23 protein-coding genes and 1 pseudogene are annotated in these 23,687 nt (G+C 70.8%); 12 read left to right on the forward strand and 12 right to left on the reverse strand.

Annotation, left to right across the window (positions count from 1 at the left end; translation table 11 throughout):
- Positions 1-8 precede the first annotated feature (8 nt).
- From pdhA to ACYQ5L_RS17030, 5 genes are all read left to right on the forward strand, one after another.
- Positions 9-971, forward strand: coding sequence for a pyruvate dehydrogenase (acetyl-transferring) E1 component subunit alpha (gene pdhA / locus ACYQ5L_RS17010; protein ID WP_459963448.1), 963 nt, complete (start codon positions 9-11; stop codon positions 969-971).
- Positions 968-1,939, forward strand: coding sequence for an alpha-ketoacid dehydrogenase subunit beta (locus tag ACYQ5L_RS17015; protein ID WP_459958667.1), 972 nt, complete (start codon positions 968-970; stop codon positions 1,937-1,939). Before pdhA ends, ACYQ5L_RS17015 begins: the two co-directional genes overlap by 4 nt.
- Positions 1,940-1,954: 15 nt before the next feature.
- Positions 1,955-4,057 carry a 2-oxo acid dehydrogenase subunit E2 gene (locus ACYQ5L_RS17020; protein ID WP_459958668.1) on the forward strand — a complete coding sequence of 701 codons (2,103 nt, stop codon included), beginning with the start codon at positions 1,955-1,957 and terminating at the stop codon, positions 4,055-4,057.
- A 5-nt stretch (positions 4,058-4,062) separates the two neighbouring features.
- Positions 4,063-4,317 (forward strand): acyl carrier protein, encoded by a 255-nt coding sequence (locus tag ACYQ5L_RS17025; protein WP_459958669.1) that lies wholly within the window; start codon positions 4,063-4,065, stop codon positions 4,315-4,317.
- Positions 4,318-4,425: 108 nt separating this feature from the next.
- The gene (locus ACYQ5L_RS17030) at positions 4,426-5,466 is read left to right on the forward strand and encodes a hypothetical protein (RefSeq protein WP_459958670.1); all 1,041 of its coding nucleotides are present in this window, start codon (positions 4,426-4,428) and stop codon (positions 5,464-5,466) included.
- Here ACYQ5L_RS17030 and ACYQ5L_RS17035 read toward each other — a convergent pair.
- Positions 5,447-9,547 (reverse strand): HAD-IC family P-type ATPase, encoded by a 4,101-nt coding sequence (locus ACYQ5L_RS17035; RefSeq protein WP_459958671.1) that lies wholly within the window; start codon positions 9,545-9,547, stop codon positions 5,447-5,449. The genes ACYQ5L_RS17030 and ACYQ5L_RS17035 overlap by 20 nt on opposite strands.
- 17 nt (positions 9,548-9,564) lie before the next feature.
- A complete protein-coding gene (locus ACYQ5L_RS17040; RefSeq protein WP_459958672.1) occupies positions 9,565-10,098 on the reverse strand; it encodes an SRPBCC family protein in 534 nt (177 codons plus the stop codon).
- A gap of 86 nt (positions 10,099-10,184) precedes the next feature.
- Here ACYQ5L_RS17040 and ACYQ5L_RS17045 point away from each other — a divergent pair, with 86 nt between their 5' ends.
- Complete coding sequence (locus ACYQ5L_RS17045) at positions 10,185-10,433, forward strand: hypothetical protein (protein ID WP_459958673.1); 249 nt, start codon at positions 10,185-10,187, stop codon at positions 10,431-10,433.
- Between the two features lie 166 nt (positions 10,434-10,599).
- Here the strand turns inward: ACYQ5L_RS17045 and ACYQ5L_RS17050 are convergent, their stop codons facing one another.
- Together ACYQ5L_RS17050 and ACYQ5L_RS17055 are read right to left on the reverse strand one after the other, a co-directional pair.
- A complete protein-coding gene (locus tag ACYQ5L_RS17050; RefSeq protein ID WP_459958674.1) occupies positions 10,600-11,175 on the reverse strand; it encodes a CBS domain-containing protein in 576 nt (191 codons plus the stop codon).
- A gap of 5 nt (positions 11,176-11,180) precedes the next feature.
- Positions 11,181-11,729, reverse strand: coding sequence for a flavodoxin domain-containing protein (locus ACYQ5L_RS17055; RefSeq protein ID WP_459958675.1), 549 nt, complete (start codon positions 11,727-11,729; stop codon positions 11,181-11,183).
- A 210-nt stretch (positions 11,730-11,939) separates the two neighbouring features.
- Between ACYQ5L_RS17055 and ACYQ5L_RS17060 the strand changes: the two genes are divergently transcribed.
- Together ACYQ5L_RS17060 and ACYQ5L_RS17065 are read left to right on the forward strand one after the other, a co-directional pair.
- A complete protein-coding gene (locus ACYQ5L_RS17060; RefSeq protein WP_459958676.1) occupies positions 11,940-12,971 on the forward strand; it encodes a PNPOx family protein in 1,032 nt (343 codons plus the stop codon).
- Positions 12,972-13,202: 231 nt separating this feature from the next.
- Positions 13,203-13,667: a pyridoxamine 5'-phosphate oxidase family protein gene (locus tag ACYQ5L_RS17065; protein WP_459958677.1), complete on the forward strand. Its 465-nt coding sequence runs from the start codon at positions 13,203-13,205 to the stop codon at positions 13,665-13,667.
- Between the two features lie 28 nt (positions 13,668-13,695).
- Here the strand turns inward: ACYQ5L_RS17065 and ACYQ5L_RS17070 are convergent, their stop codons facing one another.
- The 5 genes from ACYQ5L_RS17070 to ACYQ5L_RS17090 all read right to left on the reverse strand — a co-directional run bounded on the left by ACYQ5L_RS17070 (position 13,696) and on the right by ACYQ5L_RS17090 (position 17,837).
- On the reverse strand, positions 13,696-15,270 hold the full coding sequence (locus ACYQ5L_RS17070; RefSeq protein ID WP_459958678.1) for an ABC1 kinase family protein: 1,575 nt from the start codon (positions 15,268-15,270) through the stop codon (positions 13,696-13,698).
- Positions 15,271-15,336: 66 nt separating this feature from the next.
- A complete protein-coding gene (pspAB, locus tag ACYQ5L_RS17075) occupies positions 15,337-15,912 on the reverse strand; it encodes a PspA-associated protein PspAB (RefSeq protein WP_459963449.1) in 576 nt (191 codons plus the stop codon).
- Between the two features lie 5 nt (positions 15,913-15,917).
- Positions 15,918-16,820, reverse strand: a complete 903-nt coding sequence (gene htpX / locus ACYQ5L_RS17080; protein ID WP_459958679.1) for a zinc metalloprotease HtpX — start codon at positions 16,818-16,820, stop codon at positions 15,918-15,920.
- A gap of 4 nt (positions 16,821-16,824) precedes the next feature.
- Positions 16,825-17,103: a PspA-associated protein PspAA gene (gene pspAA, locus ACYQ5L_RS17085; protein WP_459958680.1), complete on the reverse strand. Its 279-nt coding sequence runs from the start codon at positions 17,101-17,103 to the stop codon at positions 16,825-16,827.
- On the reverse strand, positions 17,100-17,837 hold the full coding sequence (locus ACYQ5L_RS17090) for a PspA/IM30 family protein (protein WP_459958681.1): 738 nt from the start codon (positions 17,835-17,837) through the stop codon (positions 17,100-17,102). Before ACYQ5L_RS17090 ends, pspAA begins: the two co-directional genes overlap by 4 nt.
- Positions 17,838-18,116: 279 nt before the next feature.
- On the opposite strand from ACYQ5L_RS17090, the pseudogene ACYQ5L_RS17095 reads away from it, so the two are divergent.
- Positions 18,117-18,830, forward strand: a pseudogene (locus ACYQ5L_RS17095) (DUF4389 domain-containing protein); the annotation flags it as partial.
- Here ACYQ5L_RS17095 and ACYQ5L_RS17100 read toward each other — a convergent pair.
- The 3 genes from ACYQ5L_RS17100 to ACYQ5L_RS17110 all read right to left on the reverse strand — a co-directional run bounded on the left by ACYQ5L_RS17100 (position 18,807) and on the right by ACYQ5L_RS17110 (position 20,037).
- The gene (locus ACYQ5L_RS17100; protein WP_459963450.1) at positions 18,807-19,232 is read right to left on the reverse strand and encodes a hypothetical protein; all 426 of its coding nucleotides are present in this window, start codon (positions 19,230-19,232) and stop codon (positions 18,807-18,809) included. The pseudogene ACYQ5L_RS17095 and the gene ACYQ5L_RS17100 overlap by 24 nt on opposite strands.
- Positions 19,233-19,282: 50 nt before the next feature.
- Positions 19,283-19,681: a nitroreductase family deazaflavin-dependent oxidoreductase gene (locus ACYQ5L_RS17105; protein ID WP_459958682.1), complete on the reverse strand. Its 399-nt coding sequence runs from the start codon at positions 19,679-19,681 to the stop codon at positions 19,283-19,285.
- A 173-nt stretch (positions 19,682-19,854) separates the two neighbouring features.
- Positions 19,855-20,037, reverse strand: a complete 183-nt coding sequence (locus ACYQ5L_RS17110) for a hypothetical protein (RefSeq protein ID WP_379193428.1) — start codon at positions 20,035-20,037, stop codon at positions 19,855-19,857.
- Between the two features lie 274 nt (positions 20,038-20,311).
- Here ACYQ5L_RS17110 and ACYQ5L_RS17115 point away from each other — a divergent pair, with 274 nt between their 5' ends.
- Genes ACYQ5L_RS17115 through ACYQ5L_RS17125 form a run of 3 tightly spaced genes read left to right on the forward strand, consistent with a single transcriptional unit; the run spans position 20,312 to position 23,656 of the window.
- Positions 20,312-21,304: an ABC transporter ATP-binding protein gene (locus ACYQ5L_RS17115; protein WP_459958683.1), complete on the forward strand. Its 993-nt coding sequence runs from the start codon at positions 20,312-20,314 to the stop codon at positions 21,302-21,304.
- A 10-nt stretch (positions 21,305-21,314) separates the two neighbouring features.
- Positions 21,315-22,487 (forward strand): ABC transporter permease, encoded by a 1,173-nt coding sequence (locus ACYQ5L_RS17120; RefSeq protein ID WP_459958684.1) that lies wholly within the window; start codon positions 21,315-21,317, stop codon positions 22,485-22,487.
- Positions 22,484-23,656 carry an ABC transporter permease gene (locus tag ACYQ5L_RS17125; protein WP_459958685.1) on the forward strand — a complete coding sequence of 391 codons (1,173 nt, stop codon included), beginning with the start codon at positions 22,484-22,486 and terminating at the stop codon, positions 23,654-23,656. The genes ACYQ5L_RS17120 and ACYQ5L_RS17125 overlap by 4 nt, the downstream gene beginning before the upstream one ends.
- The last annotated feature ends 31 nt before the right edge of the window (positions 23,657-23,687 follow it).

The raw sequence follows: 23,687 nt of genomic DNA on the forward strand, positions 1-23,687 counted from the left end.
ATTCGCACGTGCCGGTGGCGGAGCGAATCGAGTTGCTGCGGCAGATGATTCGCATCCGGCGCTTCGAAGAACGCTGCGTGCGGCTCTACAGCGCCGAGGCCATTCGCGGCTTCCTGCACCTCTACATCGGTGAGGAGGCGGTGGCCGCCGGACTGCTGGGCGCGCTCGACCCCGGCGACGCGGTGGTCTCGACCTACCGCGAGCACGGGCACGCGCTGGCCCGCGGTGTTCCCATGGCGGCCGTGATGGCCGAGATGTTCGGCCGCGCAACGGGATGCAGTCACGGTCGCGGCGGCTCCATGCACCTGTTCGACGCCGAGCGTCGCTTCTACGGCGGCAATGCCATTGTCGGCGGCGGACTGCCACTGGCGGTCGGGCTCGCTCTCGCCGACGGGCTGCGCGAGCGCGACACCGTGACGGTGTGCCTGTTCGGCGACGGCGCGGTGGCCGAGGGCGAATTCCACGAATGCCTGAACCTGGCGGCGCTGTGGCAGCTGCCCGTGCTGTTCGCTTGTGAGAACAACCGTTACGCCATGGGCACGGCCCTGGACCACGAACACGCGGCCACCGATCTGGCGCTGCGTGCCGCGAGCTATGGGCTGCCGGCCTGGCCGGTCGACGGCATGGATCCGGTCGCGGTGACCATGGCGGCGCGGCGCGCGGCGGAATCGATCCGGGGCGGCGGTGGGCCGTGCTTCCTGGAGTTGCGCACCTACCGTTTCCGGGCGCATTCGATGTACGACGCCGACCGCTATCGGGAACGGTCCGAGATCGAGGAGTGGAAAGCCCGCGATCCCATCCCGCGTCTGGCCCAGGAGCTCAGCGCCGCGGGCGAATGGGGTCCCGAGGACCGGGCGGCGCTGGAAGCCGCGGCCGACGCCGAGATCGATGCCGCGGTCGCCGCGGCCGAATCCGCGCCACTGGAACCGGTGGCCGACCTGACCCGGCACGTGTATGCGGAGCGGACATGACCACCACCTATCGCGAAGCGCTGCGGGAAGCCTTGCGGGAAGCCCTGATCCGCGACGAGCGCGTCTTCCTCATGGGGGAGGACGTCGGCGCGTACGGCGGCTGCTTCGGAGTCAGCCGCGGACTGCTCGACGAGTTCGGGCCCCGGCGCATCCGCGACACCCCGCTGAGCGAATCGGCCTTCGTCGGCGCGGGCATCGGCGCGGCGCTGGGCGGCCTGCGCCCGATCGTGGAGGTCATGACCGTGAACTTCAGCCTGCTGGCCATGGATCAGATCCTCAACAATGCCGCCACGCTGCGCCACATGTCCGGCGGCCAGCTGGGCGTGCCGCTGGTGATCCGCATGGCCACCGGCGCGGGACGTCAACTCGCCGCACAGCATTCGCACAGCCTCGAGGTGTTCTACGCGCACATTCCCGGCCTGCGTGTGCTCTCCCCGGCCACCGTCGCCGATGCGCGCGGCATGCTGTGGACGGCACTGCAGGACCCGGATCCGGTGCTCATCTTCGAACCGATCGCCCTGTACAACAGCGAAGGCGACCTGCCCGCGGACGCCGGGGCGGTCGACATCGACAAGGCGGTCATCCGGCGCGCCGGAACCGATGTCACGCTCGTCTCCTACGGCGGCGCGCTGCGCGTCGCCACCGCCGCCGCCGATCAGTTGGCCGGTGAGGGGATCGACGCCGAGGTGATCGATCTGCGCACCCTGCGCCCCGTCGACGAGACCACGCTGCTGAATTCGATCACCCGCACCCACCGTCTCGTCATCGTCGACGAGGGCTGGCGCAGCATGAGCGTCTCCGCCGAAATCGCCGCCCGCGCAGCCGAACACGCCTACTACGACCTGGACGCGCCCATCGGGCGCGTGTGCACCGCCGAGGCGCCCATTCCCTATGCTCGCCATCTCGAGGAAGCGGCGCTGCCCCAGCCCGACGCCGTCATCACGGCCGTGCACAAGGCGGTGGGCTGAATGGCGGAATTCCGCATGCCCTCACTCGGTGCGGACATGACCGAGGGCACCCTGCTGACCTGGCTGGTTCACCCCGGCGACACCGTGCACGCCGGCGATATCGTCGCCGAAGTGGACACCACCAAGGCGGCCATCGAGGTGGAATGCTTCGACGACGGCGTCATCGGCGAAATCCTGGTGCCGGAAGGAACAACGGTCCCGGTCGGCACCCCGCTGGCAACCATCGAAACCAGCGCCGCCACCGACACCATCGGCGAAAGCACCGGGGCGAAAGCCGTTTCCCCGGCCGCCGAGCCGTTGCCCGCTGCACCCGAGTCGGTGGCTGCCGCATCGGAGCCGGTGCCCGCCGCACCGGGGCCGGTCCTTGCTGCACCTGGGCCGTTGCCCGCCGCACCCGAGCCGGCGGTTGCCGCACCCGAGTCGGTGGTTGCCGCACCCGAGTCGGTGGCTGCCGCATCGGAGCCGGTGCCCGCCACATCGGGGCCGGTCCTTGCTACATCTGGGCCGTTGCCCGCCGCACCCGAGTCGGTGGCTGCCGCACCGCAGCCGGTGGCTGCCGCACCCGAGCCGGTGGTTGCCGCATCTGGGCCGGTGCCCGCCGTACCCGAGCTGGTGCCTGCCGTACCCGAGCTGGTGCCGGCCGCATCGGAGCAGGTGCCGGCCGCATCGGAGCCGGTATCCGCTCGTGCTGAGCTGATACCCGCTGCCGCAGAGGCGGGTTCGGCCGCGAGTGGTCCGCACCGGCACGATGGGAATGGATCCGGGGTGCGGGCGACGCCGCTGGTTCGGCGTCTGGCCGCGCAAGCGGGCATAGACCTGGCCACCGTGCACGGGTCCGCGCCGGGCGGCAGGATCGTGCGGGCCGATGTGGAACAAGCCGTGGCGGATCGCGATGCGGTCCACGACATCGCTCCCGGAAAGTCCGGGCCGGGCGAAGCCGCTGACGCCGCTGGCCGGTCCGGCCGGGGCGGTGCTGCGAGTCGGCCGGGGGCCACTACAGTGCCGGGTCGCGCGGGCCGACGTGCGGACGGTGTCGACGTCCACGCCGGGCCGATCGCGCCGTTGCGTGCCTCCGACGCGGGCGTGCGTGCGGCCGGAGCGGACTCTGCTGTCGCAGAACGGGAGACATCGACTGCCTTGCACCATATGACTCGGGACGGGTGGGTGCGTGCCTCCGGGCTGGCGCGCCGGCTGGCGGGTGAGTTCGGTGTGGATCTGGCCGGCGTGACCGGAACCGGGGCCGGCGGTGCGGTGCGGGCCTCCGATGTGCGGGCGGCGGCCGCGGCGGAGCGGGTGTCCAACACTGTCGCGGCGGAAGGGCTATCTGGCGTTGCCCCGGCGGGGCTAGTGTCCGACCCCGCTGCGGCGGGGCAGGTGTCCGATAGTGCGGCGGAATCGGCTGTCTCGCAGGCGCGCCCGCGGTCGTCGGGTGCCGGTGGGCTGCCTGCGCGTGAACCGGTGGCGATTCGCAAGCAGATCGCGGCGGCCATGACGAGATCCAAACAGACTGTGCCGCACTACTATCTGTCGAGCACCATCGATATGGATGCCGCCACCCGCTGGCTGCGGTCGGCGAATCGCGAGCTGTCGGTCGCGGGCCGGATGGTGCCCGCGGCGCTGCTGCTCACGGCGACGGCGCGGGCCGCGCGGGCGGTGCCGGAACTGAACGGGCACTGGGTCGATGACCGATTCTGCCCGGCGGGGTCGGTGCACCTGGGTGTGGTGGTGTCGCTGCGCGGTGGCGGGATTATCGTGCCGACCATTCCGGATGCGGACACCCTCGACCCGCCCGCCATGATGGCGGCACTGCGCGGCATTGTCGAGCGCACGCGCACGCTGCGGCTGCGCTCGTCCGACACCGTGCCCGCGACCATCTCGGTGACCAATCTCGGTGAGCTGGGCGCGGATTCGGTATTCGGCGTCATTCCCGCCCCGCAGGTCGCCATCGCCGGCTTCGGCGCGGTGAGCGAACGCCCCTGTGCCGTGAACGGATTGCTCGGCGTGCGCGCCCAGGTGACCGCCACCCTGTCCGCCGATCACCGCGCCAGTGACGGCGCGGTTGGGGCCCGCTTCCTGCGCGCTGTCTCGGACCTGCTGCAACATCCAGAGGAGCTGTGAGAACAATGTCCACCACCCTGTCTCGCGAGATCGCCGACGGCATGGTCCGCGCCGCGCTGCGCGGCTTCGCCGGGGAGGCGGAACTGGCCGCGCTGCCGGTCGACGAGCCCTTGCGCCCGGCGCTGGACCTCGACTCGCTGGATTTCCTGACCTTCGTCGAACGGCTCTCCGCTGCGAGCGGACGGCGTATCGAGGAGGACGACTACCCTCGGCTGGCCACCATCGGATCCTGCGTGGAATTCCTCACCGGGACGCACTGACCCGCGGAAACGGGACCTCCGGTCTGGTACCGGGGTATTTGGTCCCTGGGCCCACAGGTTGTGCTCGTTGTTTGCTGAAGCGATCAACGGGACAACGAAGGGCCGACCATGATTACAGCCGCGTCCGAAGCGGTGACCGGGAATCCGGCGCCGTTCACCTGGGTCACCGCGCTCTCGATGATCGTGTTCGGTGCGATCCTGTGGGCGATCGTCCGCTACATGCAACTGCATCCCCGCGCCTCGATGTGGGTATGGGGGCTGTCGATTCTCACCTTCCCCCTGTGGATCTGGGGGCCGGGCCGCGATATCGGGCTGATCAACTGGTTCTCCTGGGCCAAGATCCTCTCGGTGCTCATCCCGCTGACCATCGTCGGCGCGATGCGCGTCTCGGTGGCCGAACAGCGGCCCGGCCGCGTGTGGACGCTGCTGCGCCACCCGCGGTTCCTCTGGTTCCCCTACGCCATCCTGTTCCTCAACATCACCGAGGCCACCCTGCGCGACGCCCAGATCGGCAACTACTGGAACGCCGCCGTCGGCCTCGGGCTCTGCCTCACCATCCCCTACACCCCGCGCTTCTGGGAGATCACCGCCGACGGCAATGCCGAACTCATCGCCTTCACCACCGTCGCCTGGAACTTCGTCTACACCTCGTGGAACCTGTGCTTCACCTACGGCGGCTACCCGCCACAAGAGGAGCATTTCGCCGGCAGCATCTGCATCCTGGCCGTGGCCGAGATCTACCCGCTGGTCATGCGCCGCCCCGAGCTCTACATCATGGCCCGCATCTACACCCTGCCGGTCCTCATGCTCGTGATCGGCATCTACAACATCTTCCCCACCGTCATGCCCTCCGACGGCTGGTTCAACGAACGCGTCTGGATCGTCTGGGGCGCAGCCAATTTCGTACTCATGATCCCAATGCTGTTCTGGCACACCTGGCAACTGCACACCGGGAAGGCGTTCATCACCTTCCGCCGCGGCCGCGCCCGAGCGGAATTCCTCGCCCGCCACGGTGACACCGTCGATCAGCTCATGGCCCTCGGGCGCTCCCTCGACGCCGGAACCGCGGCGCAACGGCCTGCGGCCTCCGCGACCCAGGCCACCGGCCCGGTCACCCCGGTGCGCCCGATCAGTGGCGGGTCCCGATGACGGCCGGGGTCGCGATACTGGTCGCGGCCACGATGGCCCATCCGATCGGGCCCAGCGGCCGGCAGCCGAAGAAGTAACTGGTCGGCGGGAACTGCACCAGAGCGAAAAGCGCTGCCGCCGAGCCCAATCCGGCGGCGAGCACCAGCGGATCGCCGTGCGCGCTGCGCGCGGTCTGCGCCAGCTGGGTGCCGACCAGCGCCGCGAAGCCGACCGTGCTCGCCTGCCGGGGCGGGCACACGACGCGGGCGGCGATCCAGGCCGCCGACGCCGCGGCGGCGGTGGCCAGTGCGCGCGCGGTGACATCGCGTTGCAGGGCATCGCCGACCGCATTGTCGGGGCCCTCCGAGAGCAGCATGTCCGGGGTGACGTCGCGGGGCGGCCGGGCCGCGACCACGAGGGCGGGCAGCAGATCGGTGAGCAGGTTCACCGCCAGCAGCTGGCGGGCGTTGAGTGCCGAGGCCGTCGAGAGCAGGGAGGATCCGACCGTGAAGGCGATTTCCCCGAGGTTCCCGCCGACCAGCATGGACACGCTGTCGCGCACCGAGCGCCACATGGCGCGGCTCTCGATGACGGCGTCGACAATGGTCTCGATGCGCTCATCGGTGACCACGAGATCGGCGGCCTGTTTGGCGGCCGGAGTGCTCTTGGGGCCCAGGGCGATTCCGACATCGGCGAGCCTGATGGCGGGTGCGTCGTTGGCGCCGTCGCCGGTGACGGCGACCGTATGCCCGGCACGCTGCAGGGCGCGCACGATGGCGGCCTTGTGCACCGGGCTGACCCGGGCGAAGACCGCTGTTTCGGCCACCAGCGCGGCCAGTTCCGCCTCGCTGCGCGTCTCGACCTCGGCGCCGGTGATGACGTGGCCGCCGGTGATGACGTGGCCGCCGGTGCGCAGGCCGAGTTCGGTGGCGATGGCCGCGGCGGTGTGCGGATGGTCGCCGGTGAGCATGACGGCGTCCACGCCCGCGGCGCGCAGATCGCGCACCGCCGCGGCGGCGGTCGGGCGGACCGGATCGGCCAGGCACAGCAGACCGGCGAATTCCAGCCGTTCGATCCGATCGGCATCCAGTTCGGAACGCTGCGAGGCCGCGCGTTCGGCCACCGCGAGCACCCGGAAGCCTTGTTCGGCAAGGGTATCGGCGGCCCCGGCGATATCCGCCGCGAGCGTCCCGGTGAGCGGTTCGCTACCGCCGTCGTGGCGGCGGGTGGCGCAGCGCGGCAGCACGATCTCCGGGGCGCCCTTGACGCTGATGAGGTGGCGGCCGTCGGTGCGGCCGAGGACGGCGTGGAAACCGCGCCCCGGCTCGAAGGGCAGCTCCTGCACCATGACCCAGTTCGCTTCCCCCTCGTCCCGCCGCACCTGCGCCGCCTCCGCGCCGCGCGTGACGGCGCGGTCGGTGGGATGGGGCAGGGCGTGGCCGAGCGGATCCACCGGGGTGGCGCGCAGCGCGGCGGCCAGTGCGGCGCGGCGGGCGGGGCGCAGTGCGTCGAGCGGCTCGTGCTCGAATCCGTCACTGACCCGGCGCAATTCGATGTGCCCGGCGGTGAGGGTGCCGGTCTTGTCGAAGCACACCGTGTCGACCCGGCCCAGCGCCTCCAGCGTCCGCGGGGTCCGCACCAGCACATTGCGCCGCGACAGCCGCCGCGCCGCGGCCAATTGCGCGACCGTGGCGACGAAGGGCAGCCCCTCCGGCACGGCGGCCACGGCCAGCGCCACCGCCGAGCCCACGGCGGCGGCCAGCCGCCCGCGCAACAGCCCGATGCCCAGCACCGCGCCCGCGGCGGCGACCGAGATCCGCATGGACAGCACCGTCAAAGCGTCCAAACGGGTTTCGACACCGGCGGCGTTCTCCGCGCTGTCGGCCAGCGTGCCGCTGCGGCCGGTCTCGGTGCCGCCGCCGACCGCGACCACGACGGCGGTGGCGGTGCCCGCGACCACGGTGGTCCCCGCGTACACCATGCTGGTGCGCTCGGCGACCACCGCCGAGTCCACCGGTGCGGGATCCTTGGGTACGGGCAGGGATTCACCGGTCAGGCTGGATTCGTCGACCTCGAGATGCTCGGCCTCGATCAGTCGGCAGTCGGCGGGGACGGCGTCACCGGCGCGCAGCACCACGATGTCGCCGGCGACCAGTTCCTCGGCGGGGGTGATTCTCTCGTGGTCGCGGCGGCGCAGCGTGGCGTGCAGCGCGCCGATATCGGCCAGTTGCCGCACCGCCCGCCCGGCCGCGATGCGCTGCACCGCGCCCAGCAGGGCATTGCCCGCCATGACCAGGGTGACCAGCCCCGCGTCGAGCAGGGAACCGCTGGCCGCCGATATGCCCGCGCCGGCGGCCAGCGGCGCGATGAGCGGGGTGTCGAGCTCGGAAGCCGCTGCCCGCCAGAATGTTTCCCCCGGCGCTCCGGTGTCGGCGGCGGTGCGGCGCTGGGCCGCCTGTTCGGCGGACAGGCCGGGCGGCGCGCTTCCCAGGGCCGCGAGAGCCCGCTCCACCGGCATGGCATGCCACGGCGTGGTGTCGGCGATCGGCGGCGGAGTGCGGCGCGCCAGCGTGCCCACCGACCAGATGCCGCCCGCGACGGCGATCAGGGCCGACAGTCCCACCGGCAGCGCGCCGCGCCGATAGGCGCCACGCGACGGGCCGAGCAGTCCCAGCAGCGCGCCCGACGCCGAACCGAGCAGTGCGAGCCGGACGGCGAATGCACTGTTGGCCTTGGCGGGAGCACAGGCCTGGAGCAGCAGCCAGGCATCGGAAAGCTCTGGGCCGCAAAGGATATCGGCGGCCCACGGTGGTGTGCGGCCGGGTGCGAGCATGCCGATGGCGCAATCGGCGGCGGCGAGTCCGGAGGCATTGTGCCCGGCGATGAGCGCCACCACATGGCCCTCGCGCTGTAATTGCCGCACCGACTCGGCCAGATGCCCGCCGCCGCCGATGCTGCCGTCGGCGCCCACCCGGGCGGCCAGCCCGGACGATCGCGGGGTGATCACGACCCGGCCCACCGCATGCGCGGCGGCCACGACGGCCTCGGTGTGCGGGTCCAGCGCCCCTGTCGCGGTGAGGAGTACATCGGCATCGATGACCACGGTGTCGATGCGATCCAGCCGGTGCAGGGCCTGCGGATCCCGGACGAGATAGCCCCGGCGGGCGAGCAGTCGGCCCAATTCGGCGGCATGGGCGGCCGCGCCCATCCGCGCCGCGCGCGGGGCCCCGAACGAGACCGCGCGGGCCGCCCGGAGTACGCCGCCGGTGGGCAGCAAGGCCGCGGCGGCGCCACCCGTGAGGACACCGGCCCGCTGCGCGTACCGCTCCACGGGACCGGGCGGCAGCGGCACCGGCCGGTCGCCGGACGCCGGTTGCGGCGCGGCCGCCGCCTGCCGGGCATGGGCGGCGAGCTCCGCCGCCCGCTCCTCCCAGGTGTGCCGGCGGGCCAGTGCGGCCGGCAGCTGTACCGCCCGCAGGCCGGCATCGGCCACGGCCGACAGCGGCGTGTGCGCCGCGGCCGCCACCACCGAACCCGCCAGCGCCAGTGCGGCATCCACGCGGACCGCGCCGAAGCGGGCCTGCAGCCCGGCCCGCAGTCCGGGCACCAGATCCACCGCGTGCACCACCGCGATCGTCTCCGGCGGCACCGCCGGCGGCGGCACGATCCGGCCCGCCAACCCGACGGCCGCCCCGAGCAGATCGGCCCCCAGGGCGACCAACTCGTCGAAGACCGGCTCGAAACCACCCGGGTGCATCGGCCGGTCGCGCACGCTGCGGTCCACGCCGAACTCGCGCTCCACCCGCGCCACGGTCTCCCGCAGCCGTGCGACGGTGACCAGATCCGGATCGAAATCGACGACGACATCGCCCAGTACGCCATTGACCGCCGCCCACCGCACCCCGTCGATCGCCCCGACCTCCCGGCGCAGCGCCGCCGCGTATCCGGGCGGCGCGTCGCTCCGGTGCACCGCCCGGGCCTCGATATGCGCGCGGCTCCCGCGCGCCCACGTCTGCCTGCCGGCGAGCTCGTTGCGCACCGCGCGCACCGTGTCCGCCGCGAATCCGGCCACGAACCGGGTGGCCCCCGCGATGCCGAGCACAGCCGAGTTCCTTGCGTCTACGCCGGCGTCTCGAGGATCGCTTTGATGTCCGCCAGGCGTTCGGCCAGGCGCGGCCGCAGCCGGCGTTCGATCAGTGGTCCCAGCCACCGGCCGAAGGCGCGCAAGCGCAGGGTCTCGCGCTGGTGCAGGGTGCTGCCATCCGCGACCGGCTCGATGGCGTAGTCCAGATGCCCGGTCAGCCAGCGGGAGCGGAAATCGATGCCGAGCAGATGCGGCTCGTGCACCTCCGACACGATGTTCTCGACGTGCAACCAGCAGCCGGGTGCGATCCGGACCGCCTCGTGCCAGCGGGTACCGGGCATGGTCGGGCCGGGTGGCTCCTTGTCCATGCGGACGGTCGCGGTGCGGGGAATGGGTTCGAAGTCCTGAATATCGGCCAATAGCGCGAACACCGCGGGCGGCGGGCGCCGAATCGGCACGGAGAGAACGAATATCGCCGGGCGGGTCGAGGCTGGGCGGTCGGCGAGGCCGGGATTCGATGTCTCCATGGAACCAGGGTCGGGGCTCGGCGCCTTGCTGTCGCGGGTCATAAGCCCCTTCCTGAGCGGCCGAAGGTGCCCGCGGCCGGGGTCTTTGGCATCGGTTGGATTCCGGAGGAAACGGGCACAGTCGATATATGAACAGCGACCCGCATACCGGCTCCGCCGGTCGAATCGAGCAGCAGCTCCTCGGCGTGAACTACGAGGTGCGATGGTCGCCGGCGGATTCGGCGTACCTCGCGTTCAGCGGCGACTTCCCGGAACTGATCAATACCGACCCCTGCTCATCGCTGGCGGCGCTCGATGGGCTGGAAGAGATGATTCGCCGCGCCTTGCACGCAGGACCGGACCGGCTGCTGTGCAGCACGTCATCGGAAAAGAGGTGAATCATGGACTGGCCCACCGCGGCGGTGCTCATCGCACTGCTCATCACCGTCGCCGCAATCGTGACGACCTATATCGGCGCCCGCAGCGGCGGGAAGAAATAGACCCGACAGCACGCGAACCCCGTGGGCCCGAACGAAGTCCGAGCCCACGGGGTTCGCGTGTCGTTTATCGCTGGGGCGGTAGGACCCGATCCTCGATCACCTCGACGTGGTGCACCCCGGAGACCACGCGGGTCAGCTCGGCGACGGTGCGCTGTTCGACATCGTCGGCGAACACGCCGCGCACGGTCACGCGGCCATCGGTGACCTCGATGTCCCATTGGCGGCGGCTGCCGGCGTAATCATCGAGCAGCGCACGGATTTTCGCCTCGATGGCGGCGTCGTCGTCGATGAGGGTGCGCAGCAGGTCGCGGCGGGAGACGATGCCGACCAGAATGCCGGATTCCACCACGGGCATGGAGCGCAACTGCCCGGTGAGCATACGGCTGGCGATGGCGGAGGTGTCGGTGCCGGGCGTGATGACCTCTACCGGAACCGCCATGACGGTCGCGACGGTGAGCCCGTCCGGATGCGTGACCGCGAGCGCGTCGGATTCGGAGAATATTCCGACCACCCGGTCCTGATCGTCGACAACCGGCAGTGCGGCGTAGCCGTGCGCGGTCAGCAGTGCGATCGCTTGGCGCAGTGAGGTTTCCGGTCGGACCGTGACGACCGGTCGGCTGAGGATATCGCGTGCGTGCATGGTGATCACCTCGCGGGTGGGTTGGTGGTGGACAGGCGCAGCCCGGCGACGATGGTCTCGGTCCAGGCGTGAATCTCGTTCCAGTCGCGCAGGTCGCCGTAGCGGCCCCCGCCCATCGCGAGATAGACGAGCCGAGCCCACCAGGCGGTCCCGGCGCGATGCATGACACCGGCGAAGGCGTGATAGTCGCGCACGGCGAGGGAATCGCGGACGGCGGCGATCTTGGACGGCACCAGCGCCGCGAACCGGCGGCCGATCGGCCCGCGCAGGGCGGGACCCAGCCCGACGCTGAACAGCCAGACCGGCCGGGCCAGCAGCTCGTCCTGATGGTCATGGATGTAGGCGGTCGCCTGGGGCAGCAGATCGGCGTTGTGGACGGCGCTGCCGAGGATGACCGCACCCGCCCCGGCGATATCCGGCGCCTTGCCGATGTCGGCCACTTCGACCTCGGCCCCCCGCTCGCGGAGTGCGTTGCCGATGAATTCGGCGATCCCCCGAGTCGATCCGGCGGCCGTCGCGTAAAGGATCACGATGTGTGCGGTGTCCTTTGTCATCTGTTCAGCCTGGCCGCACCGTGCTCGGATCGGCAGAGGACTGATGCCTTCGCGCGCGGGACCAACGGCCCCCGCGGGGCCGTCGCGCGTAACGACATCGATCGGCGAAAGGTAACGAAGGCAGTGACTTTCGCTTCTGTGGCCGACCGTGCGCCGGGCGGAGGATCGATACATGGCACGAATCGATTCGCCGACCGGATGGAGGGCGCGGTGAGCGTGAAGTACGAGACACCGGGACTGGGAGCATCGGCGGTGCTGATGGCATTGCGGCTGCCGACGGGTTTGTCGCACACGGTGGGTGAGCTGCGGTACGAGGGGCGATGGTCGGGACGGCGCAGAGCGTTGCCCGTGTCCTTCGTCCGAGCGGGCGACAGCGTGGTCGTCCGGGTTGCGAATGCCGGCACAAAGACGTGGTGGCGCAACTTTCGGGAACCGCACCCGGCGTCGATTCGCATCGACGGGGAGTGGTTCGGCGGCACCGGCCATGTCGTGTGGCCGGCCTCGCTGGAGCACGAGCAGGTCGAAGCGCTCTTCCTGCAAGCGCGGCCGCGGACACAGGCGTCGGCGACCGATCCGTATGTGGTGTTCGATGTGGGGCCGCGGGCCCGATCCGCACCGTCGGCGAGCCTGCGCCGCCGGTGGTTCACCCGGGTGACGCTGGGCGAGTTCCTCGGCTTCGCCGCGCCTGCTCTCGCCGGTGCGCTGGTCGTCGACGGCCGACCGGCCGTGGTCGCGGGCACGATGCTGCTCGCCGGAGCGGTCGAGGGCGCGGTATTGGGCGCCTTCCAGGCCGGCGTGCTGCGAACGGCATTGTCCCGGTTGCGCGTTCGCGACTGGGTGGCGGCCACCGCCGCGGGCGGAATCGTCGCCTGGTCGGTGGGTGTGCTGCTGATGGTGTTCGGTGAGAACCTCGGCGACTGGCCCGTCGGGGCGCAGATACCGGTGATAGCCGCCGGTGCGTTGATCATGGTCTTCGCCCTCGGCAGCGCCCAGTGGGTCGTCTTGCGCCGCTTCACCGATCGCGCCGTGCTGTGGATCTGGGGCACCGCGGTCGCCTGGGTGGCGGGCCTGAGCGCGTTCACATTGGTGACCAGCCCATTGTGGCAGCCCGGCCAGGCGGCGCCGCTGGTGGCGGCGATCGGCGCACTGGGCGGTCTGGTCATGGCGGCGGTGATGGCGGCGGTGACCGGAGCCTTCTTGACCCGAGTGCTGGCGGCCGGACATGCGACGCTCTCGAACTGAGACGGCCGGCCGAGGTCCCGGCACGGTTATCCGGATGGGCGATCAATGGAGGACCTTCGGCCCTGGCGAACCCGCGCGCCCGGTGGTGACATGGAGCGCGGGGTCTGTAGTAGGGGAGCACGGTAGAAAGGGTTGTTGCGACATGCGTCCGTCCGAGTCATGGCCGATCCGGGTGAGACAACACGGAGTGTTGTTCGATGCCGACGCCAGGATGCGAGCGGGTGATACGCGGTGAGCGGGTTCCTCGATGGCGACCTACCCCCGCGGGACACGGTTCACCTGACCCGCGAGGAAGCCCTGCGCCTGCTGTCCAGCGTCTCCTACGGCCGGGTGGTGTTCACCCGGGAAGCCCTGCCCGCGATCCGGCCGGTGAACCATCTGCTGGACGAGGGCGAGATCATTGTCGTACGCACTCGCCTCACCTCACGGCTGACCTCGGCGGTACGCGCCGATGCCAATGTGGTGGTGGCCTACGAGGCCGACGACATCGATCCGATCCGGCAGCTGGGCTGGTCGGTGGTGGTCACCGGCATCGCCCGGACCGTCACCGATCCCGAGCGCGTCGCGCGCTACGAGCGGCTGCTGCGGCCGTGGGTGACCGGCGCCATGGACACCGTGGTCGCGATCGAGCCGACCCTGGTCACCGGCGTCCGGCTGGTGGAAGCGGGCGAGAACGCCGCCGAGAAGTCCGCGTGACGGCCGGCCCGCGCCGGCGCGCGGGCCATCAGCGTGGCAGCGCCGTGCGCAGGCCGCGGGCGATCCAGCCGCCGGCGGCCACCTCGGCCACCGCGGGCAGCCAGCTCTTCGGCGGCGGTGGCGCGACCGATGCGCTGAGCTGGTCGAGCACACTGCGCCGCCGCAGCGTGTCCGCGAGTTCGAGGACCATATCCGGCATTTCGAGAGCCAGGCCGAGGTAGTCGATGCGCTGTTCGGAGAGCATCCCCCACAGATTGCGCGGTGTCGGCAGCAGGGCCATGAGCAGTTGCGGCAGCAGCGGCCGGAAGAGGATCGACAGATCCAATTCCGGCCGGATCACTCGCGCGGTGGATTCCAGGGTGACCAGCGACCGGCACAGCAGCATCAGCTCGCGCGGGAACACGATGCCGAAGGACCCGCCCAGCCCGAGATCGCGCAGCAGCAGCTGCGCCGCGGTCATCCCCGATTCGGCCTCGTACCAGTCCTCGACGAGATCGGCCACGGCATCGCGGAAGCCGCGCGGATCGGCTCCCGGGCGCAGCGTCGACATCCGCAGCAGCTGCATGCCGACCGCGTTGTAGTCGCCGCTGATCAGCGCCAGCAGCATCAGCCCCATCCGGCGCCGCTGGGTGCGGTCGAGCCGGCCGAACATGCCGAAATCGATGAGACAGACCCGATTGCGCGGCAGCAGCAGGATATTGCCCGGATGCGGATCGGCGTGGAAGAGCCCGTCGCTGAACAGCTGCCGTACCATCCAGCTGGCGCCCGCGGCCAGCACCCGGTCCGGATCGATCCCCGCCGCGGCCAGTTCGGCCGCCGGGGCCGGCTCGATACCGTCGATCAGATCGGTGGTCAGCACCCGCGCCGTGCTCAGCGTGCGGTGCACGGCGGGTACCACCAGGCGCTTGTCGCCCGCCGCATTGTGCCGCACCTGCTCGGAAACCGCTGCCTCACGCCGGAAGTCGAGCTCCCGCGTGGTGTAGGCGGTGAGTTCGTCGACCGCCTCGGTGGGCCGGAACGCCAGCGAGCCGTTGCGATGTTGCTCGACTTTCCCGGCCGCCCACCGCAACAGCGCCAGATCGCGGGACACCAGCGCGGCCACCTCCGGCCGCTGCACCTTGACCGCCACCGCCCGGCCGTCCCGCAGCCGGGCCCGATGCACCTGTGACAGGGACGCCGCCGCAAACGGTTTCGGCTCGAATTCGGCGAACAGCCGGTCCAGCGGAGCGCGCAGCTCGGTCTCGATGATGGCCTGCGCGATCTCGGCGTCGAACGACGGCGCGTGGGTGTGCAGCCGCTGCAGCGCCTGCGCATAGGGCAGCGGCAGATAGTCCGGCCGCAGCGCCAGCATCTGCCCGGCCTTGACGAAAGTCGGCCCCAGCTGTTCCAGGACCTCCCGAATCCGTTCCGGCAGTGGCCGTTCGATCGCCATATGGTGCTCGCACTGGCTGAACCCGGCCGCGCAGTGCAGCCGGCACCGCAACGACCCGCACTCCCGCACCCCCAGCGCATCGGCCACCCAATGGGTTTCGCTGGTCCACAGCACCCGGGTGATCTGCGAGATGCGCGACAGCCGGGCCCGGTAGCCCACATGCGTGTTCATGGTGTCCTCCGGAATGCCGAGACGGGGACCGGGCGGGCGGATGTGGTGCGCACGGGTGTGATCCGTTCAGGGGGCGGGCGCGTTCCAGAGCGGAAACCAGCGCTCGAGGTCGGGTTCGATGGGCAATTCCCGCGACAGCGCGGCACGGGCTCGCAATTCGAGGACGGTATCGCGCCGCTGGGGCCCGCTCGGCGCGAACGGGTAGAAGGTGCCGCGTTTGAACAGGTACACCAGGCCGAGCCGGCGCGGCGGCGGGTCATCGGTGACGAAACCGATGACGGTACACAGCAGCAGCGATCCGAAACCGTTGTCCGACAAGGTGGCATTGATCGCGTGCAAGGCCGTCACCAGCGCGGCGGTGTCGGCGCTCGGCCGGCGGCAGACGATCCAGGTGAAGCCGTACTCGTCGGCCGTGACCTCGGTCGTGAGCTCCGGATCCAGCCGCAGCAGCGCCAGGATCTCCTCCCGGGAGCGCCGTGCGCCGCCGCCCTCGGCGTCCCGGAAGCACACCGCGCCCACGCCGCTGGGGTGCAGGGCCAGCGCCGCCTGCAGGGTGCAGGCGGCGGGCGCGACGGTGAACAGCACGTCCAGATTCGGCGGCGCCGCGGGGGTGCGGCCCAGGAGCGCGTCGAGAAAGCCCATGCCGCTCACGCCTCGAGTTCACTGGTCAGCCGGGCGAGCTGGTCGAGCCGAGTCTCGAGGCTGGGGTGGGTGGACAGCAGCGTCGACAGGCCGGCCCCCGCACCGAGCGCGGGCACCACGAAGAAGGCGTTGAACGCCTGCTGGGCGCGCAGATCCCGGCTGGGGATGCGGGAGATATCGCCGCTGATCTTGGTCAGCGCGGCCGCCAGCGCCGAGGGGTGCCCGGTGAGGGCCGCCCCGGCGCGGTCCGCGGCCAGTTCCCGGTAGCGCGACAGCGCGCGGATGAGCAGATAGCTGAGGGCGTAGACGGCCGCCGAGACGGCCATCACCAGCAGCACGACCAGAAAGAGGTTGTCGCCGCGGCGATCCCGGCCGCCGCCGAACATGGTCGAGTACAGGGTGAATCGGGCGACGAGTCCCGCGAGCACGCCGAGGAACGACGCGGTGGTCATGACCACGACGTCCCGGTGCGCGATATGCGAGAGCTCGTGTGCCAGTACGCCGTCGAGCTCCTCCGGGTCCAGCCGCCGCAGCAGCCCCGTGGTCACGCACACCACCGCGCGCCGCGGGCTGCGGCCGGTGGCGAAGGCATTCGGCAGCTCGATATCGGCAATGGCCACCTGTGGTTTGGGCATGTTCGCCGTGGCGCACAGCCGGTCCACGACACCGTGCAGGCGGGGCTCCTGCTCCGGGGTGACGATCCGGCCGTGCATGGCGTAGAGCGCGATTCGATCGGAGAACCAGAACTGTGCCCACAGCAGCGCGCCGACGAGGGCGAGGACCACCACCACCTGCTCGATGAGCATCACCAGCGCGGCGATGAAGGCCACATACACCAGCCCGAGCAGGAATACGGTCAGCGCCATGCGCGCGGTGAGCTGATGATCGGGGCGGAACCTGCTGCGCACGGCGCTATCCCGGGATCAATCCGTCGGATCGCAGCAGCGCCCGCACATCGGCGAGCGGCGTGTCCGCCGCGGGCAGCACGAGATCGGAGGGGAGCAGCGCCTCGGCCGGGACCGCGGCGCCGAGTTCGCCGACGGCCGCGAGCAGTTTGCGCAGGGTGAGCGCGAATCCGACGGCGTCGTCGGCGTCGACCGCGAGCACCAGCTGATCGTCGAGGTCGTTGAGGACGGTGACGTGCGCATCGTCGACGGTGAACTGGCCCTCGCCGAGAATCCGGATGATCATCGCGAGCCCTCCCGCCGTGTCGCGTCGATCATGGTGAGCTGGTTCTTCAAATGCGCGAGTTCGTCCTCGACGGCGCCGGTGCCGCGGGCGGCGTCCAGAGCGGCCTGAATGTCGTCGCGCCCACCCGGTTCCGCGGTCGCATCGTCGAGCGCACCGCTGGCGATGAGCTCGTCGAGCGCCTGCGCACGCGCGCTCAGTTGCGCGGTCTTGTCCTCGGCGCGCTGGATGGCCAGCCCCACATCGCCCATCTCCTCCGAGATGCCGGTGACCGCCTCGCCGATCCGGCTCTGCGCCTCGGCGGCGGTGTAGCCGGCCTTGATGGCCTCCTTGCGGGTGCGGAAGGCCTCGACCTTGGCCTGTAGGCGTTGTGCGGCGGTGGTGAGTTTCGTCTCCTGCGCGGCCAGCTCGTCGTGCTGCGGGCGCAGGCGCTCCCGCTGCTCCTGCACGGCCGCCCGGCGGGTCAGCGCCTCCCGGGCCAGATCGTCTCGGCCCTGTGTGACGGCCTGCCCCGCTTGGCGCTGCAATCGGTCGGCGGACTGCTGTAATTGGTTGTCCTGCAATTCGATGCGCTTGCGGCTGGTCGCGACGTCGGCGAGCCCGCGCTGTACCTGGGCGAGCAGCTCCAGCTGCCGCTGATACGAATAGTCCAGCACCTCACGGGGATCCTCGCTGCGGTCGAGCAGCTTATTGGCCTTGACCCGGAACAACAGGGCCAGGCGGCGGGCGATACTCACGGCTGTTCACTCCTCGAAGAGTCGGTGTACCCACCCTCGCCCGCGCGCGGGCGCGCCGATAGGGACGTTGGTGGCCCATCCGTGGGCACTCGGTCAATTGCTCGCCCGGTCCCGGGTCTTTCGTCGCGCACCCGGGGCTGTTCGGCCCTGCACCGGCTCGGTGGCGCGGCCAATCCTGAAGGCGGGAAACAGATCACGTGTCCGGCAGTGATCCGGAGCGGATCGACGCACTGCCCTCGGTAAGGAGCCGATATGAATCCCGAGAACACCGTCGCCGGGCCGGTCCGGTTACGCGGCGATCTGGACGAACCGCTGTCGCGGTGGTTGTGGCTGGTGAAGTGGATCCTGGCGATCCCGCACTATGTCGTGCTGTTGTTCCTGTGGGTCGCCTTCTGGGTGCTCACGGTGGTGGCGGGTTTCGCCATCCTGTTCACCGGGCGGTATCCGCGATCGCTGTTCGACTTCAATGTCGGGGTGATGCGCTGGTCGTGGCGGGTGCAGTTCTACACCTATGCGGCGCTGGGCACCGACAAGTACCCGCCGTTCACCCTCGGCGCCGCGGACTACCCGGCCGATCTGGAAGTCGACTACCCCGCACGGCTCTCCCGTGGACTGGTGCTGGTGAAGTGGTGGCTGCTGGCCATCCCGCACTATCTGGTGCTGGCGGCCCTGTTCGGCGGTGGCGTCGTGCTCGGCGGCAATGAGAACACCGACGGCACCACCACCATCGGCCTGCTCGGCGTGCTCATCCTGATCGCCGCCGTGGCGCTGCTGTTCACCGGCCGCTACCCGCGCGGCCTGTTCGATTTCGTGCTCGGTGTCAACCGCTGGTTCTACCGCGTCTTCGCCTATGCCGCCCTCATGCGTGACGACTACCCGCCCTTCCGGCTCGACCAGGGCCCGCGGGAGCCGGTGCGGAGCACGCGGACCGCGACGCCCGGCGCCGACCCGGCCGGCACGCTCACCAGCTCAGGGAGCGGCGGCGAGCGCTAGCCCGATCAGCGTGACCACCTTGGCGATCTCCAGCCCGACATACCAGTGGTGCGCGGAGGATCGCGGCAGGTCCGCACCCGCCAGCACACGGTTCGAGCGGCGGGTGAGGACCGGCCGTACCGCCAGCACCTGGACGGCCAGGATCGCGCTCGCGGACCCCAGCCACCACCAGGTCGCGGCCCCGGGGCCCACGCCGGCCGCCGCGGCGAGCAGCGCCACCGCGAGCACGGCCTCGGCGGTGTTCAACGCCCGGAACACGAGTCGGCCGATACCCAACCCCAAGGGCACGGTGATCCCCGGTGCGCGAAACTTCAGCGGCGCTTCGAGAAACGAGATCGCCAATACCATGCCGAGCCACAGCATCGGCAGAAACCACAGCAGGTGCTGCCCAATCGACTTCACGATCATCGACGCTACCCACGCCGGCGACCGTCGCCAGGGTCTTTTGTCCCTTATTGCGTGATCCGGAAAACCGGGTAATCCGCGGCGATGCGCTGATAGTCCGTGAGCGGCGCATTGCGCCCGACCGGAATGTGCGGGCGCGCGCCCGGTGCTATCTGCACATAGCGCCGCAGAACGGGAGGTCTGTCCGTCGGCTCCACCTCGGTGAGGCGGACCTCCTCGCGGCGGCCGTGGCGCAGCACCGCCCGGCCTTGGGCTGCGGCCAGATTGCGCACCCAGTTGACGTCCGGGCCGAGCATCGACACCACATACCGCTGGCCGCCGACCTCGGTGAGCACTATCGGGAACCAGATCAGCCGCCCGCTGCGCCGGCCCACGATGCCGAGCGCGGCCACCCTGCGCGGAGCGACGCCGAGCGCGAACAACCACGCCGACGCCCGATTCTGCACCCGGGCAAACCAATTGGGCCGACCCGTTCGATACAGCCAGCGCAGATAATCGCTGTAGCTTCGCATGACAACCCCGTACGACGGACTCCTCGCCACGGTAACACAGTGCGGCGCAGCCGAATCCCGGCGTGATGCAGGCCGGCCGACCGGCCCGCATCACCCTCCGCCGCCGCTCAGAAGTTGCCGATCACCGAGGTGAACAGGCCGAGAATCAGCTTCACCAGGCCCATGCCGATGCCCGCGGAACCGCTGGAGGCGAGTGAGGATCCGCTGCCGAGGGAATTGCCGCCGCCGCCCGGGGCGGAACCGGAGGCAATGTAGTTCACGGTATCCATGGCGCTCAAGAAAACAGACATAGCTCGAAACCACCTGTCTTGAAATGAATTTCCATCCGAAAGGCATCGGATCGACGATGCTCGGATAAAGGTAACAACCACAACGTAATTCGGTACTCCCCAGACATCCCCAGTCGAAATGCACACGGCCGCTGTGGTTCTACTGAAATATGAATTCCGGAACGGCACGGTTCTCCGCACCCGCTGTCGAGCGGACGGCGGGGGGAGGAAGGTCCCCCGGGATGAGGACCATCCGCCCTGGGGGCCGGCGCCCGTTGCGGCGCACCATGTGTCGATGAAGCTGACGGCCACCACGACCGCGCGGTCGCCCGGCCCCGGCGGCACGGCCGCGGGGCCGGCCCTGTCGTGCCGGCATGTGACCCGGCGATACGGCGATCTCGTCGCCGTCGACGATCTGTCGTTCACGATCGCGCCGGGGGAAACCTACGGGCTGCTCGGCCCGAACGGGGCCGGGAAGACCACGGCGATCTCCATGGTGGCCGGAATCCTCGCCGCGGATGCGGGGGAGATCCGGCTGGCGGGCCGGCGGATGACCCCGCACGCCGTCGCGGTCAAGGCCGAGATCGGGTATGTGCCACAGGAACTCGCGCTGTACCCCGATCTGTCCGCGCGCGAGAACCTGCGGTTCTTCGCCGGGCTGTACGGCATATCGGGGCGGGCGGCGCGGACCCGGATCGCCGAGGTGCTCGACGCCGTGGGGCTGGCCGAACGCGCGGGCGACACGGTGTCGGAGTTCTCCGGGGGAATGCAGCGGCGATTGAACATCGCGACGGGGCTGCTGCACCGGCCGCGGCTGCTGATCCTGGACGAGCCCACCGTCGGCGTCGATCCGCAGAGTCGCAACTCGATTCTCACCGGGGTGGAAGCGCTGGCCGCACAAGGCATGTCGGTGCTCTACACCACCCACTACATGGAGGAGGCGCAGCGGCTGTGCCGGCGGGTGGGCATTCTCGACGAGGGCCGGATGATCGCGGAGGGCACGCCGCGCGAGCTGACCCGGCTGGTCGGTGAGCACGATCGGATTCGACTGGCCGCGGCGGGCGAGGTGACCCGGGCGGCGGCGGACCTGGCCGCGATGGCCGCGGTCGTGCAGGTCGCCGCAACCGCGGACGGGCTCGATCTGTCCGTCGAGGACGCCCGGACCACGCTGCCGGACGTGCTGGCCGTGGTCGGCCGCGCCGGTGCGGTGGTGCGCGCGGTCACCGTGCACGAACCCGATCTGGAGGCGGTCTTCCTCCACCTCACCGGAAAGACCCTGCGGGATTAGGGAGGGCGCGGTGCGAGCGGTGTGGTGGATCGCGGGCAAGGACTTGCGGCAGCGGCTGCGGGACCGCTCCGCGATCCTGCTGGCGGTGGTGCTGCCTGTGGCATTGGCCGGCATCTTCAAGCTGGTGGTCGGTTCGGCGGCGACTCCGCGCGCCTTCGACTACGCCGTGGCCGATCTGGACCATGGCCCGGCCGCAACGGCTTTCACCGCTGAGGTGCTCGGCGGGCCGGCGGTCGACGGCGTGCTCACGGTGCGCCGCGTGGATTCGCGCGCGGAGGCCGAGCGGCTGGCCGCGGACGGCTCCATCGACGCGGCCTTCGTGCTGCCCGCCGATTTCAGCGCCGCCGTGCGGACCCTGGCGCCCGCCGCGATCGAAGTCATCGGCAATGCGGACGCGCCGATCGGCGCATCCGTCGCCCGTGCCCTGGCCGAGTCCTATACCGCTGAGCTGCAATCGGTCCGGGCCGCGGTGGCCGCGGTCGCCGCACAGCGCCCGCTGACCCCGGAGGAGGCCGGACAGGCCGCCGCGCGGGCGCGCGACACCGCCGCGCCGGTCGCGCTCACCGACGGCTCGGCGGCGGCCAAGGTGCTCGACAGCACCACCTACTCCGCCGTCGCCATGTCGGTGTTCTTCCTGTTCTTCACCGTGCAGTTCGGCGTCACCTCGATACTGGACGAGCGCGCGGGGGGAACCCTGCGCCGGCTGCTGGCCGCGCCCATTCCGCGCGGCGCGATCCTGGCCGGAAAGCTCACCGTCAGCGCACTGCTCGGGCTGGCGAGCATGGCGGTGCTGGTCGTGGCCACCTCCGTGCTGCTCGGGGCCCGCTGGGGCCCGCCGCTGGGCGTGGCCGTGCTGCTGACCGCCGGTGTGCTCGCGGCGACCGGCATCACCGCGGTCGTGGCGTCGCTGGCGCCCACCGCGGACGCCGCCGGGAACGCCCAGTCCGTGGTGGCGGTGGTGCTGGGCCTGCTCGGCGGGGCGTTCTTCCCGATCAGCGAGATCGGCGGGCCGATAGCGACAGTGAGCCTGGTGACGCCGCATGCCTGGCTGCTGCGCGGGTTCGGTGACCTGGCCGGCGGAGGAGTGGCCGATATCGGACCCGCCGTGGCGGCGCTCGCCGGGTTCGCGCTCGTCGCCGGAGCCGTCGCCGCCATTCGACTGGGCACGGTGATCCGGCTGTGAGAATCCCGAAACCACTCGCGCTCGCGGCCATCGACCTCCAGCGAAACTCCCGGCAGCGCAGCAACTATTTCTTCGTTTTCGCCTTCCCGATGCTGCTCATCCTGGTTCTGGGGATGGCCTACGGGGGCGGTGTCGAACCGCGGGTGGGCGTGCTGGTCGGCGGCGCCGGGCCGCGGGCCGAGCAGCTGGCGGCCGAGCTGCGGGCGGCCGACGGTATCGACGTGCACGTGATCGGCAGTGAATCCGATCTGGTCAGCCGGGTCGAGCACGGCGAACTCGAAGCGGGCGTGGTGATTCCGGCCGGTTACGACACCGCGGTGGGCGCGCCGTCGGGCGCGGCCGAGGTCCGGTTCCTGGCGCGCCCCGGCATACGAGGGGAGCAGGTGCGCTCGGTGGTGACCGCGGTCGTCGTCCGGGAGGCGAGCATGCTGCGCGCCGCGCGCTTCGCCGCGGCCGAGACCGGCGCCGATTTCACCGGCGCCGTCGCCGGTACCGAGGACGCCGCCGAGCGGACGCCGCGGATCAGCGTGCTCGCCCACAGCGCGGGCACCGCGGATTTCCCGGAAGAGCTGGGGCGCTTCGACACCGGTGCGAGTTCACAACTGGTGCTGTTCATCTTCATCACCTCCTTGACCACGGCGACCGCTCTCATCGAAACCCGCCGCCTGGGCGTCGCCCGCCGCATGCTCGCCTCGCCCACGCACGTCACGACGATCGTGCTCGGCGCGGCCCTGGGCCGCTTCGGCGTGGCGGTCGTGCAGGGCGCGTTCATCATGCTCGGATCGGCCCTGATCTTCGGGGTCAGCTGGGGTGATCCGCTCGCCGCGGTCGTCCTCATGCTGGCGTTCTCCCTGGCGGCCGCCGGTGCGGGCATGCTGCTGGGCTCGACCATGCGTACCGTCCAGCAGGCCATTGCCGTCGGGCTGCTGCTCGGCCTGGGGTTCGCCGCCCTCGGCGGCACCATGATGCCGCTCGAGTTCTACACCCCGGCCGTCCGCATGCTGGCACACCTGACGCCGCACGCCTGGGCGGTCGACGGCTACGCCGAATTATTGCGCCGTGACGGCGGAATCACCGATATCGCCACCGAACTCGGTGTGCTGTCGGCGACCGCCCTCGTCCTGTTCGCGCTCGCGGCCCGGCGATTGCGGCGCTCGATCAGCGCGTGAACCCGGACTCCCCAGTCGTCCCCACTCGAAA

This window comes from Nocardia sp. IFM 10818 (genome assembly GCF_054655275.1).